The sequence below is a fragment of the Pseudomonas sp. AL03 genome (assembly GCF_029960815.1).
Classification (GTDB): Bacteria; Pseudomonadota; Gammaproteobacteria; order Pseudomonadales; family Pseudomonadaceae; genus Aquipseudomonas.
Window position 1 is genome coordinate 116173 of the sequence record NZ_JASBRE010000002.1, and the last position, 13204, is coordinate 129376.

5 protein-coding genes and 1 pseudogene are annotated in these 13204 nt (G+C 56.1%); 5 read left to right on the forward strand and 1 reads right to left on the reverse strand.

Annotation, left to right across the window (positions count from 1 at the left end):
* Positions 1-111 precede the first annotated feature (111 nt).
* Positions 112-495 carry a tetratricopeptide repeat protein gene (locus tag QK293_RS02670; protein WP_282375438.1) on the forward strand — a complete coding sequence of 128 codons (384 nt, stop codon included), beginning with the start codon at positions 112-114 and terminating at the stop codon, positions 493-495.
* Between the two features lie 265 nt (positions 496-760).
* Complete coding sequence (locus QK293_RS02675) at positions 761-1120, forward strand: PilZ domain-containing protein (RefSeq protein WP_282375439.1); 360 nt, start codon at positions 761-763, stop codon at positions 1118-1120.
* A 163-nt stretch (positions 1121-1283) separates the two neighbouring features.
* Here the strand turns inward: QK293_RS02675 and QK293_RS02680 are convergent.
* Positions 1284-1656 (reverse strand): annotated as a pseudogene (locus QK293_RS02680) (DUF6124 family protein).
* Between the two features lie 501 nt (positions 1657-2157).
* Between QK293_RS02680 and QK293_RS02685 the strand changes: the two are divergent.
* The 3 genes from QK293_RS02685 to QK293_RS02695 all read left to right on the forward strand — a co-directional run bounded on the left by QK293_RS02685 (position 2158) and on the right by QK293_RS02695 (position 13202).
* Entirely contained in the window at positions 2158-5343 is a 3186-nt protein-coding gene (locus QK293_RS02685; protein ID WP_282375440.1) for a hypothetical protein, read from the forward strand.
* 132 nt (positions 5344-5475) lie between these two features.
* The gene (locus tag QK293_RS02690) at positions 5476-9048 is read left to right on the forward strand and encodes a Tc toxin subunit A (protein ID WP_282375441.1); all 3573 of its coding nucleotides are present in this window, start codon (positions 5476-5478) and stop codon (positions 9046-9048) included.
* Between the two features lie 68 nt (positions 9049-9116).
* Positions 9117-13202, forward strand: a complete 4086-nt coding sequence (locus QK293_RS02695; RefSeq protein ID WP_282375442.1) for a neuraminidase-like domain-containing protein — start codon at positions 9117-9119, stop codon at positions 13200-13202.
* The last annotated feature ends 2 nt before the right edge of the window (positions 13203-13204 follow it).

Genomic DNA, 13204 nt, shown 5'->3' on the forward strand with positions numbered 1-13204 from the left:
ATGTGCACTACTTTTTGTGAAGAGCTTTGTTATTCGTTTGTTTCTTTAAACGAACATTCCTGAAGATTTTGCGCGACGGGTCGATACATTGCTCAAGACAGGAGAACCCCCATGCGATTCGTGCTCATTGCCGCCCTTGCCCTCGCCGTTATTAGCGTCACGGGCTGCACCCGTTGGTCGATGAACCATCATTTGAATAACGCCTACAGCGCCTATGACCGCGGCAACTGCGAGCAAGTAACGCTCGAATTGTCAAAAGTCGAACGCGCCAGCCGCGCGCGGCCTTATGTGTGGCCGGAAGTGTCGATGATGCGCGGCTTGTGTCTGGAGCGTCAGAAACTGTTTGTCGATGCGGCTCAAACCTACCAGTTCATCATCGCCTCGTACCCACAAAGTGAATACGCCTTCCGCGCCCGCGCCCGCCTGGAAACCTTGCAGTCGCTGGGCCACTATCCGCTGCGCAGTGCGGCGGTCGTGCGTCCGACCCGGTTCTGATTAACGGGGGTATTCAAAGGCTGGCCCCCCTGCGGTGGTGAGCTATAGTCGAATAGATCGGTTTTAGAGCCTCGTCTCTACATCGACGTAACACCTGTGATCGGCAGGAGTAAGCGGCAGCGGTTTTGTGGACTGTCGCACCGGGATCGGGGAGAGCGCGCCTATGTCTATGCCTTTCTATAAGAAATAGAAGCAGAAATAGAAGCAGGCCCGTTCCGAAGTATTAGTGCGGCCCTGCTTAAGGGCCTTGCTGGGCCAATTGCGCATGTTCACTGACCGCCGGATCGAGCGGCATCAATTGCCGTATTTTCTAAGAGTGTTCAACAGCGTCACCGACAAACCCATTGGCTTTCTGGGCAACGTGTCCGAGGACGGGCTGATGCTGATCAGCCAGTTGCCGATGATGATCGGCGCCGATTTCGATTTGCGCCTGAAAATCCCCGCCAGCAACGGTTGTATGCAGGTCATTGATCTTCAGGCGTGTTGCCTGTGGTGCCATGAAGACACGACCCCTCACCACTATGACGCCGGGTTCAGCCTGCAACGGGCACCGCCGGAGTATGGGCAATTGGTGAGTGCGCTGAAGCAGTACTTCAGTTTTCAGCCGTTGCCTGCCTCGGCCTGAAATTCTGCGGCGCCGTTGCAATCGCCATCGTCGGAACGCCGCCCGGAGCAAGCTCGCTCCCACAGGGTTTTGCGTTGTTCACAAAAAGTGTGTTCACCGCAGAAACCAGTGGGAGCCGGGCTTGCCCGCGAAGGCGTCAGTCCAGACGACCGAGATCTAAAGTCTAAGCTGTAGCAATCGCCTGCTCGTTCTCCAGCGTCTTCTCCACCAGCAACAACCCCAACTCACTCAACTGATAAATCGCCATCGCCAGGTGACGCGGTTTGTCGTCCAGGCTTTCGGCCAAATCCAGCAGCAGAATGCTGACCGACGAAAAGGTTTCGTAGGTCTGGATGGCAATGGCTTCGGGGTTGGCATCGGGGGAGACGGTGAACATTTCCATGGCACGGCCCTTGGATGAACAGAGGTGGTCGATGTCGGGTTTGAGGTAATGGTCCAGCGCCTTGTCGGCGGCGGCGTGGAGCTTTTTTGAATCGAGGATGGCGTAGGGGGAAACCGGGTCGGTTTCTGGGGGGATTTGGTGTTGGTTTGATCATGGCGTAATTCCTGTTTCTAGGGCTACCACCAGTTCGCGACTAAACGAAAGGGTGGCGGCTGTGGGCAGGTTAGTCGACCGGGAGGAATCACGAAAAACCGGCGCGCCCGAGAGCGCCCTGCACACAGCCACCATCGAGTGCGGGGATAGGGAATACCCGACTTGATGACGCTTATGCACCTTCGCGAAACCTCCCGGGCGACTAAACCCGATCGCTGATTGGCAGCGACGCGGATCAAGTTACGGGGCAAGGCCAAGGCGCACAAGCCGGCGGATTCTGGCGGATCTGTAGTCCGTTGCGCAAGGCGTTGTAGGCACTCTATCGAAGCCACAAGCAACGCCATAACACGGCACTCGGCGCGACATGCCGTTCGTCGGCACTGTCAGTTCTGTCAGGTGCCGGGCATGACAGGTCGGAATTTAATAGCTCAGGAAACTTTCTGGACAGCTAGCCAGCAAATTGTTGCATGTCTATCACACCTGAACAGGTTAAGGAGCAGTCATGGATACTAACGATTATCTTGAGAAAAACGAAGCAGGGGCAACACCTGAAGAAACAACCTTTACTGGTGAGCTTTTGTCCTATGAAAGTAATACCAACGCATATCAAGACTACCAGGTGACCTACCGTGGGCCGGATGGTGACTGGCAGGCGGTTCTAATAGTCAGGTATTCGTGGGCTGCTGATGGTAGGACTTTTACTGTCCACCATGTGGTTTATACGGCTACAAACAATGATCTGTACGGCGGCGAAGTTCTTGTCGGTCTTTTTTCAGAAGAAGAATGGGGGCCCGTTTATTTAACTGAGAGAGCGAATCAAAATGGCCACACGTACACACTCCCTGTAAATCATACGATGCCCGTTAAGGATGGTTCCGTCGGGTTATTTCTTGAGTTTAGATATAGGTTTTGGTGGGGTTGGGAGAAAGTGTGGAACACTTTCCCGATGTCTTTCACTCCCAGGGCGCCAAGTATCAACCCCGTCGCAAACGTCTCATCTCGAACATTCACGGTTACAGGCACGGGCGGCGTAAATGGCGCCGGCACAATCACCCTCCATAAGAGCGGCGGCCTTACGGTAGGTACCGCAACTATTCAGCCAAATGGCAACTGGACTGCGAGTGTTTCCATACCGGCGGCGGCAAATGCCCTTGTCTTTTACTCCCGGCAGAAAATAGCGGGTAAGTACTCTTCTAATTCAACCAGCGTAACCGCCCATCTGGCCGCGATTAATTCACCAGCCGCCGGTACTGTTTTGGTCACAGGTGATAAATTCCAAGGGATCGCCGCTCCCGGAACCACAATGAGCATGGTCAGGGCTGACAACCATTGGACCGGATTGGCTGAAGACGCAATCGCGACATCCGGGGCATGGGAAGCGGCGATGACTGCCAGGCCAGCCAGTGGCCCTCTGTCGGTTGAGGCTCAATTTAGATTGCCGGGTTTTGCGCACAGTTACACAGCAGTTGTCACCTACAACGTACTCGGCGCCCCGGCCATTACTGCACCTGCCGTCAACACTACTCAGCCGGCCACCTTTACCCTCAGCGGCAACAATGGTTTGAGCGGAGCCGCGATCGAAGTTTATATCGATCTGGCGACAACCAAAGTCGGTACCGGTACCGTGGCGAGCAATGGCACCTGGACCGCCGCCGTTACATTACCCTCGGCAGGGCCTGTAACGCTCGCAGTGCTGCAGAAGTTGTCGAACAAGACGTCCTTTCGCAGCGCCCCCCGAGCGTTCAAGATCCGCCCTCCCGTACCGACCTCAATCAATGTCGAGTATCCGACCCACAGCACCGTGCGGTTTTCAGGGGAGGGGTACAACGGCGCTACGGTGGAGATTTTCATCGCCTATGGGAGCGTCCAAGTCAGCACCGAGGTGATTAACGAAACGTGGTCCGTCGACTGGACTGATCAGCCCCCTTCAAAGCGCCAGATGAATGCGCGACAAAGTGTTCCTGATGGGACGGGAGGGTGGATCAACTCCGCGTGGCATGGGCCGTTCAACATCGATGTGCCAGTCCCGGTTCCCTACCTTACGTACCAGGTCGACCTCGACCGGATACCGGTGTTTTCCGGGACCGGCCACGACTGGCCTGATCAGCCAGCGGCGCGGATCGAGGTGCGACGCGAAGGGGCCTCCACGCCTGCTGTGCCCATTGTCGAAGTCAAGAACCGCGCCTGGTCAAGTGCGGCAACCGAGGCTTGGGATCCGGGGACCTACCGCGTGCAAGCCTGGCAGTTGTTCAAGACGGCACAGGACCCAGAAGTGCGGTCCGAGCCAACTGAACTCGTTACCTTTGACATCAAGGCACCGTTACCCACCGTTGAGTTCACGCACGACGGCTTGACCCCGCGCTTCTTCGGCACCTGTTTGAACAACGCACGGGTAACGGTGTGGTTCGATGGGGATGAGGGCAGTTCTCATAATGCGCAGGTGACCGGAAAAAACTGGGCCTTCATCCGACCGCAACTATTTATGCCCGGCGCTCATCTCGTCCACGTGACGCAAACCATCGGCGGGCAGACTTCCAGTGAGATATCCAAGCCGTTCGATGTCGCCGTGTTGCAGCCGGTCATCACGTCGCCGATCGATATTGACGTCGATCACAACCCCGTCATCAAAGGCACTGGTGGCGTATCAGGCGCAGTGATGAGCGTGTTTGATTACGTGACGGAAAAACCGTTGGGCAAGGCCTCTGTATCCGGGGACGAATGGTCGGTACACCTCGAGGACCATCCATTTGGTCACCAAAAGGTGTATGCCACTCAAGCGTACGACCAGTTGTTATCCGAGCGAAGCGGGACGGCCTCTTTCAAAGTGATCCTGTTTCCGCCGACCATCGACCGACCTCATCCAGGCGATGTCATTCCACGGTTATCCAGAATCGAGGGGTACGCCCGCAAAGGTCTGGGGTTTGAAACCGCGCAGGTTCAGCTCTGGCTCAAGGACGCAGACGCACCTTTCGCCAAAGTGACGGCCAGGGCCCGCGATGGTTACTGGTGGTACTCCTCGCAATTTTCAGTGGGTCCCGAGGTTCTGCAAGTCAAGCAACTTTTCGATGGGGAAGAGTCTGTTTTTAGTCCCGACCATGATTTCACCGTCGTTCCGCCCAAACCGGTTATTGAGTCGCCAGCCCTACAGCAGCACATCGGTTCAACGGTGACGATTTCGGGGCACGGGTATGTCGCAGATTGGGTCGAGGTGGCATGGAGCGATGCACCCGAAACAGTGTTGGGTACGACGCAGGTGCAAGAAAATCGTACCTGGTCGCTTCAGTTGCACGTCGACAGGCCGGCCGGTATTTACAAGTTGGTTGCACAGCAAGAATGCGACGGGTTTCGCTCCGGCTGGAGCGAGGAGCATCCTATTCTTTTGCTTTCCAGACCGCCGACCTTTACCGCGCCGGTGGCTGGCCAGTGGTCCGAAAGCAGGCCGCTTTTCGAAGGACGAGGTGACAACGGCAAATCCATTGAGTTGTCGCACTGGTTCGACTCGCGGCAGCTTGTCACGCAAGGCTATCCAGTGGCAGGCGATACCTGGACGGCCCTTCCCGACGCTTTGCTGGTCCCCGGCCCCCACTGGATGAAGGCCCGGCAGGTCGGGGAAGACTGTTCCGATTGGGGCGACAGCCTGCGTTTCGAGGTGGTACCGACCGAGCGGGAATCGGACGTCAGTCATTAGAGATAGATGCCTGTCTACTGTCATATTTGACAGTAGACAGGCCGCTTTTTCCGCTATCAAATGACACTCGTATAATGGCCGCTGCACGTTGGGGTAGGAGGCCATGGCCCGCATTTTCAGTGGAGAGCTACGATGAAGGATTCCCCGGTTCGAATCGCCAAGCACTTTTGTGAACAGTTCTTTGATGAGCTACAGCCTGATCAATTTTCACTTCTTGAGCAGTATTTCGAAGCGGGTGGTTCGGTATGTGCGCTGGCACGTAAAGGCGCTGATGGCCTGGTGAGGGAATACGGCCTGGCGGTCGATAATGCCCAAGCGATCGCGCTGCGCCTGAACGGATTGGCAACGTGGGTATTACGCCGCTTCATCGAAGAACAGCTGATCGGCAGTGAGTCGCTTCCCACTCATATGCGTCATGGATTATTGGCCCTGGTCGAGGGACCTACTTACGACGGGCTGTTCAAACCCAATTTTGCCAACAAGTGCCCGTCCGATGCGATCGAGGCCATCCATTCGCCCGTTGCCTACGCCGTCACGCTTAAACAATGGTCTGAAAATCGCCTCATTCCTTCCGACCCAACCAAGGCCTACCCACTCAACACCCGCCGCAAAGACCTGAACGGGTTAAGCATCAATCCGGCGACGGCTTATGGCGTCGTGTCTTCGGTAGAGGTGGTCAGCGCCGTTCTGGAAAGATCGATCGAGGCGTCTCTCGGCCCGGTTGATGATCTCGACCAGGTACTGAGTGATCGGCGTTATCCCAACGGGCTGCCTTACCACCATCCGTGGGTGACGATGGACGAGTTGACCCGGGATTTGGGAATGTCCGTTGGCACGGTGGTGGGGTTGTGCGATCCACAATCCCCTTATTTTTTACGTGCACTGTCTTGGGGAGAAACATCCAACCATGCGCTCATTCAGGCAACTCGGTTGAGCCCCAGCCAGAGGGAGATCTTTACTGAAGCGCGTCATTTTCCGAGTGAAGACAGCACAAAATTTTTCAAAAGAAATTACGGGTTGCTGAATGTCGAAGCGGGGAATTTGCCACAAGCCCCGTATTTCAATCAGAAAACCAATCTGACTCAGCCAGGGCTGGAGGCGTTGTTGTCGGTTGAATTGTTCGCCACCACCGTGTCCGAACATGCTCCGGTATTTGCTGATGGTTCGGTCACGCCTGGGCATGCGTTCTCGGTGTTTATCAACGATGGCCTGGCTGCCAAGTCGATGGGGATCAATTACGGCGGCACAGCGATGTTCAACAAAATTGCTGAGACTTCAAACGATAGATTTGACCGCCTCAATCGCAAGATCAGGCTGGACAACAGTCTGAATTTGCCCAGCCATGAGACCGATGCGTTGTTGAGTGCAATCATTGGCGCCGAATCAAAATCTCATTTAGCAGAGGCCGGGTCAGAGGCGCGGGCAGTCAGTTACTGGATGACAAATAACACCCTCCGCGCACTGGGGCTGTTTCAAATGGCCAGAGAGTTCTACCAGTGCTCGGCTGAAGACTTTGCGGTATTTGTAGGCAATATTTCGATCTTCGGTCGCGGCAGTGAACGCTCGCAGTTCGATCGTGTGTTTAACAAGGACACACTGTCGATGCCGCCGCTGCTAGTGGATGATAAACCCTTTGCGCTGGTGCCATCGACTGACGCCGATGCGCTCACCGTCGTACAGATTTGCAGCAGTTTGAGTATCGACCTGGCGACTTATTTCAAACTGGCGCCATTGATCGCAGAGTCTCATTCACTCACCAGCTTGAAACGTAGCGTTCCGGTTCTTTCAAGTTTCTATCGCATGGCCAGACTGCCGCAGATGCTGGGCATTGCCCCTGGTCTGGCCGTTGATTTGTTGATGCTTCTGAGCTCCGGTTCGTGGAATGCGGCACTGGCCGGCGAGCCATTTATCAACGCTGACGCCATGGCGAAAACACCGGATGTCCTGACGGTGATTCAGCGCCTGGTGGGTTGGGTTCGCTGGAGTTTCGAAAGTGACCTGGACGTGGCGTGGGCGATAGAGCACGTCATCCCTGTTGCCGCACCGCCGCAAGCCACAGAGGCGCAGATTCAACTCTTCACACAATTGCGCACACATCTCACACCGGCACTGTTTACCGAGACGGCGCTTCAGATGGCGGGTGTTCCCGAACTGTCGAATGGCCGGCACTGGACCAACCAGTTACTCGAGCTGGCTGATCAGGATGGGTTGGTGATTCACCGAAGCGAATCCGCCGATCAACCCTACACGCTCTACGCCCGCGAGGTCGTCACGCGTGTCGTGTCTCAAGTGATTGGTCATGCCGATGAACAGACAGTGGAAAGAATCGTGGGTGTTGTGCTGAGCAGTCGCTCCGGTCAGCACAGTGTGGTTCAAGAAAGTCTGGCCGTGTATGGCGAACTGGCGTCCCCCATGGCACTGCCGGTGCTGAGCTGGTCAGGTGGCACGGTCTATGACGTTCTTTCATACATATTGAATCCTACAGCCGCGGACAACACCTCCAGGAGTAGTCGGCGAGAGGAGGAACCGGGCGATCCGTTTCTGGGCATGCTCTGCGATTTTGCCCGCCGTGCAGAAGTCGTGAAGGAACTGAAGCTGAGTGCGGAATTTTTAACCCTTTACCCGATCATCGAGGAAGGCGAAGGAACACGTTCTCTTGTGCCTGAGCCCTTTACACCAACCGCTTTGTACTATCTGACGGTCTACAACCGTGCCGTCAAACTCAGTAACAAGCCCGAGTCTCAGTTGCTGAGTTATCTGCAGCGCATCAACGCGCTGCCCAACGACTTGTCTGGCGACGGGCTGACTCTGGTCAAGGAACAGGCGGCGAAGCTTCTTGCTGAACTCTTCGACTGGAGCGCCGAGGAAGTGCGCATTTGTGCCGATCATGTCAATGCCGGGCAAGGCTACATCCGTACTTTGGAACACCTTGATCTTTTGATCCGCCTGCGTGCGTTCACCCGCCAAAGCAAACTGGACGCGCCTACCGTTCTGAAAATGGGCGAGCTGAAACCGGACAGCCTGTTCAACGAGTATGAAGCGCTGGCCGATCGGGTCGCAGCCCAGCTGGCAGAACAAGGCCGGACATTGCCTCTGGCAGGCATCACCGCCGTGGCCGATCAAGTCGTGTTCGATTGCACGGTCGATAGCACTGAACTGATCGCCAACAGTAAAGAGTCGGCGCAACTGACCCTCAAGATCACCCGCGCAAAGGTGCCGCTAAAGAACGTCAACATTTATTGGGCGTCGAAGCTATGCACTATCGATCCCCCGGTATCCACGACCAATGCCGAGGGTACGGCCACGGTCACAGTGCATGCCGGCACCACGATGGGGCGTGACGTGATCAGTTATCGACTGGATGCTCGCGAGCCGCAGTCCGGCGTGGTCATCACCTTGCGCAACGACCCCACCTCGTTTTCCTTCTCCCGATTGGACAACGAGATCTACACCACGTCGGAACAAGTCGGCACGGACGTCACCTTGCGGATGCGCTTGCTCGACGGGCATGGCAACCCGGCTGGGCATACGCAAGTGACCTGGTTACTTGAACCACTTTTCTTTATTCCCGTGACGATCCCTACCAATGCCGAGGGGATAACGGAGATCACGTTTACCAGTCCCGAACCTCTGACGATCGATAAGCCCCGAGTCTTCAGAAACGAAGCGTCAGTAATGCTTCGCCCCATCACATTCACCCTTTAGAGACGATGCTTCATCGAGCGCCGCGGTGTTTGTCGATAGGGCGACGATTCAGCAAACAGGAGATGGCAATGGCTACGGAAAACATCAGCCGGGCAACCGCCCTGCGACGCGACGCTTTGATCGAATGTGCTCTGGGTATCAAAGAAATCGATGAAGATAAGGAAGGTTTGCCGGCGATTAAAACGGCGGATGATTTATTGGAGTGGTTGCGTACTGACCCCTTGGATAATCATCAAGTCAAAACATCCTGGGTCGCCGAGGCGGTCAGCTGTTTTCAGCAATACATACACGCTGTTTATCAAAAACTGGAGCCTGGTTACACCGATCGGGAGTTTGATCGCAAGCACCTGAAAGATTGGGACATTGCCAGTCAGTATCCTTTATGGTCCGCCAGTCAACTGCTCAAGTGCATGCCCGAAGATTACATCACCCCCTATGCGCGTATCCGCAAGACAAGCCTGTTCAAAGAACTTGAAAACAATCTCAACCAGACTCGACTGACAACCGATTCGGTGCAACTGGGCGTTCAGCAGTACTTGCGGGCCTTTGAAGAGGTTTGCAATCTGGAAGTGCTTAACGGCTATGTTGACGGTCATGACGTGCTCAGTGCCGATTACTATCTGGTCGGTCAGGAACGGATCGCACCGTATCGCTATTTCTGGCGCAAGGCCGACATCCAGCTGAATGCAGCCTCGGTAGCGATCAACCCGGCAGCCTGGAGCGAATGGAAACCCGTCGATATCCCATCCGACGTGCAGGTACTCGACAGTCGTCATGTATTTTGGGGTGGGCGTTTGTGCATGGTCTGGGCCGAATGGCGCCAGGCGTTGTTCGATGGTAATAACAAGCTGCAAAAGCCCTATGAGATTGAGCTGAAGGTGGCCTTTATCACGCTGAGCGGCCAGTGGTCACCGCCGATACGGTTGAACCTGTCACAGTTTGACAAGGATGTAAGTCCAGGCTGTCGTTTGGTGGCGGTGATGTTGCGTGATGATGTGGATCCGCTATACCCCAAAGGCAGGCTCGCGGTGCACTTGACCAACGGCAGCTTGACAGGGCCCCGACCCGACCCCGTGGAAATCTACGAAACGCGCGACGCGCTGTTTCGCAAGGTGGCCGATGAAAAGTCGGTGATGGATTACCTGGCCAAGGTCCGCTTCGCGAGCCCCTTGACCCTTCAGCAACGGGTTGCGCCGGTAGATTTTTCCCGCATGACCGAAGCGGTCACAGCGGAAGGGCCACTGGCAGAAAAATACACGCTCCAAGCCTTTGTAGCACTCCAAGCGGGTAAGCAACGGCTGCATGTACAAGCGCATTGTGCGTTGTTGACACCGGGGGCGGTCGGAACAGTCAACAATTTCACACTGACACTCAAATACTCTGCAGGTGGAGACCCTGGCCCCAGTGTCCATCCGCACTCTAATAACGGTGGCTGGTCAACCGGGTGGCTGGGCTTTGACCGCGATAACTTCGCCGGTTTGACAGCGACGTTCACCCTGTCGAGTCCGGGCCTGGGCACCAAAACCTTCACGTTGGCGCTAAAGGGCGTTCCCGCTGAAACCCCTCTTCCAGCACTGCACAAAACCGATTCGCGCGGGGCTCAGTTCCTGCACCTCAATAATCCGGCCCTTAAGCTCAAGTATGTGCGCCTCAATACGTTGATCGGTGCTGAACTGGTCACACGCTCCAACGTATCGATAGACGCGGTGCTCGACTGGGACACCCAGTTTCCCGAGGAGTCGCCGTTGCCTGACCAGATGGTCGAGCCTAACGGGCCGTTCGATGGCGCCAACGGGCTTTTCTTCTGGGAGTTGTTTTTTCATTTGCCCCATCTGGTGGCGACTCGGCTGAAGGATGAGGATCGTTTTGTCGAAGCCCAACAATGGCTTCATTTCATCTTCGATCCCCAGGCTCCCGCCGCTTCAGGCGCCCGTCCGGCGAATCCGAAAGCTCGCTACTGGCGCTGCCGGCCGTTAACTGTCGTCAGTGGTGAGAATGGTGATGTGGGTTGCGAAGCCGACAATCCAACCGATCCGGATGCGATTGCCTACTCGACACCCCGGCACTACCAGATGCTGATTTTTCTCGATTATGTCGCCAACCTCGTGGCGTGGGGCGACTGGCTGTACCGGCAATTGACGCGAGACAGTCTGGTGGCGGCCAAATTGCAGTACCTGCGGGCCAAGAATCTGATGGGCGAAACGCCGGATACGCGTACGCTCAGCCAGTGGACGCCTGCCACACTGGCGGAGCTGGTCGCGGAGCTGGAGGACAGCGCTGCGCTCAAGGCGTTTGAACACGAGATCGTGCTGGATTCAGGATGGCTGCCGGTCAAAACCCGATTTTTTGAAGATTTCGGTGTTATCGGCACAGGGCGTTTCAGGTTGCCGGTCAGCCAGCGAGTGTTGCAGTTATATGAGTTGCCAGCACAACGCATCTACAACCTGCGCAACAACCTGACGCTCGACGGCAAACCTATGTCTGTCGAGCTGTTTAGCACGATCAACCCTTCTGATCTGCTGAATAATCTGGCCGCTGGCGGTGCAGGTCCCGTACGGCCGATGGGCGGACCGCTGCGAGTGGCGGCGTTTCGCTGGCGAGTGCTGTTCGATGCGGCGATCCGTGCGACGCAGTATCTGCAAGAGTGCGGTAACCAGGTGATGCGTCTGCTTGAGCAACAGGACCGAGGCGAGCAGGAACTGTTGCAACAGCGTCACCTGACCGAACTGAGCGCCTTCACCAAGGCCGTGCAGGAAGAAAATATCGCTCAAGTGAGGGCCAGCCTGGCTGCGTTGCGTAGCAGTCGCTCGATGACTGAGCAACGGCAATTGCATTACGCCAAGCTGCATGCGGATAACATTTCCAGTACCGAGTACAAGGTTATGGAGGCTATCGACGACGCGAAAACGCTGTCGGCGCTCAGTACCGCCTTGCAAATGGCCGGAGCTGTGATTGATGTCTTCCCCAATATCTTTGGTCTGGCCAACGGCGGGCATCAGCCCGGCAATATTCCGAGAGCCGTTGGTTATGGATTCCAGGTCGCGGCAGACGTCGTACGCGGTAATGCCGAGAAAGATGCCACCTCCGAAAGCTATCGTCGGCGGCGTGAGGACTGGGGCTTGGCGCGGGATCAGGCCTCGTCAGAGCTGGTGATGATCGATGACAACATCAATGCCCTGGAGCACGCGGTTTCCGCAGCCGAGGCCAATCTGGCACAGGTTATCAGGACGAACGCCCAGACCCAGGCGCTCTATGACTTTCTGCTTACCCGAGCCACGCGCGTCGAGCTGTATCGCTGGTACCTGGGGCAGTGCAAGACCTTGCATTATCAGGCCTACGATCAAGTGGTCAGTTTGTGCCTCAGTGCCCAGAGCGCATTGCAGGTGGAGACAGCCGAGTTCGATCTTTCGCACATACGCACCGATGCCTGGCTGGACAACTATTACGGCTTGACCGCCGGGGATGCGCTGCGGCTCGATCTGCTGCGCATGGAGGCTGATTATCTTCTGCGCTATGAGCGACGCCTTGAAATGGTCAAGACCGTGTCGCTGCGTCAGCTGTTCGAGGACAGTACCGACAAGCAGGAAATCATAGGTTGGGTCGGGGCGCTGGACGCCCTGACCGAGACCGGCACGTTGAATTTCAAATTGTCTCAACTGTTGTTCGATCGTGATTACCACAACCACTACTGCCGCCAGATCAGCGCCGTGGAAGTGACCCTGCCGACCCTACTCGGTCCCTATGAGAATGTGTGTGCAACGCTGACGCAAATCGGCAGCGCCACTGCGCTTAAGGCTTCACCGCAGTCGCTGGAGTATCTGTATGCCAAAGAAGCAATGATCGCGCCGGCAGATGTACTGCTCAATGTCAGCAGCGGTGAACACATGGCCATCTCCATGGGGTTGGACGATACCGGAGTGGCCGCGTTTAAACCCGACGAAGGGCTGCGCAATACATTCGAAAATACAGGTGCGGTATCGCGTTGGGCACTGTCATTTCCCTGGCCAAAACGCTTACCGCAGAGCCAGCAACTGGCCGCCCTGAACGACATCATCCTGAAGGTCCGGTACACCGCCAAGGTGGGAGGCCCCACGTTTTCCAGGAAGGTACAAGACTATGTAAACGACGCCGATAAAATTCGCTCGAGGGACTGAGA

Bases quoted from the DNA above. Each gene is read 5' to 3' on its own strand.
- QK293_RS02670 (WP_282375438.1), top strand. From the start codon at position 112: ATGCGATTCGTGCTCATTGCCGCCCTTGCCCTCGCCGTTATTAGCGTC.
- QK293_RS02675 (WP_282375439.1), top strand. From the start codon at position 761: ATGTTCACTGACCGCCGGATCGAGCGGCATCAATTGCCGTATTTTCTA.
- QK293_RS02690 (WP_282375441.1), top strand. From the start codon at position 5,476: ATGAAGGATTCCCCGGTTCGAATCGCCAAGCACTTTTGTGAACAGTTC.
- QK293_RS02685 (WP_282375440.1), top strand. From the start codon at position 2,158: ATGGATACTAACGATTATCTTGAGAAAAACGAAGCAGGGGCAACACCT.
- QK293_RS02695 (WP_282375442.1), top strand. From the start codon at position 9,117: ATGGCTACGGAAAACATCAGCCGGGCAACCGCCCTGCGACGCGACGCT.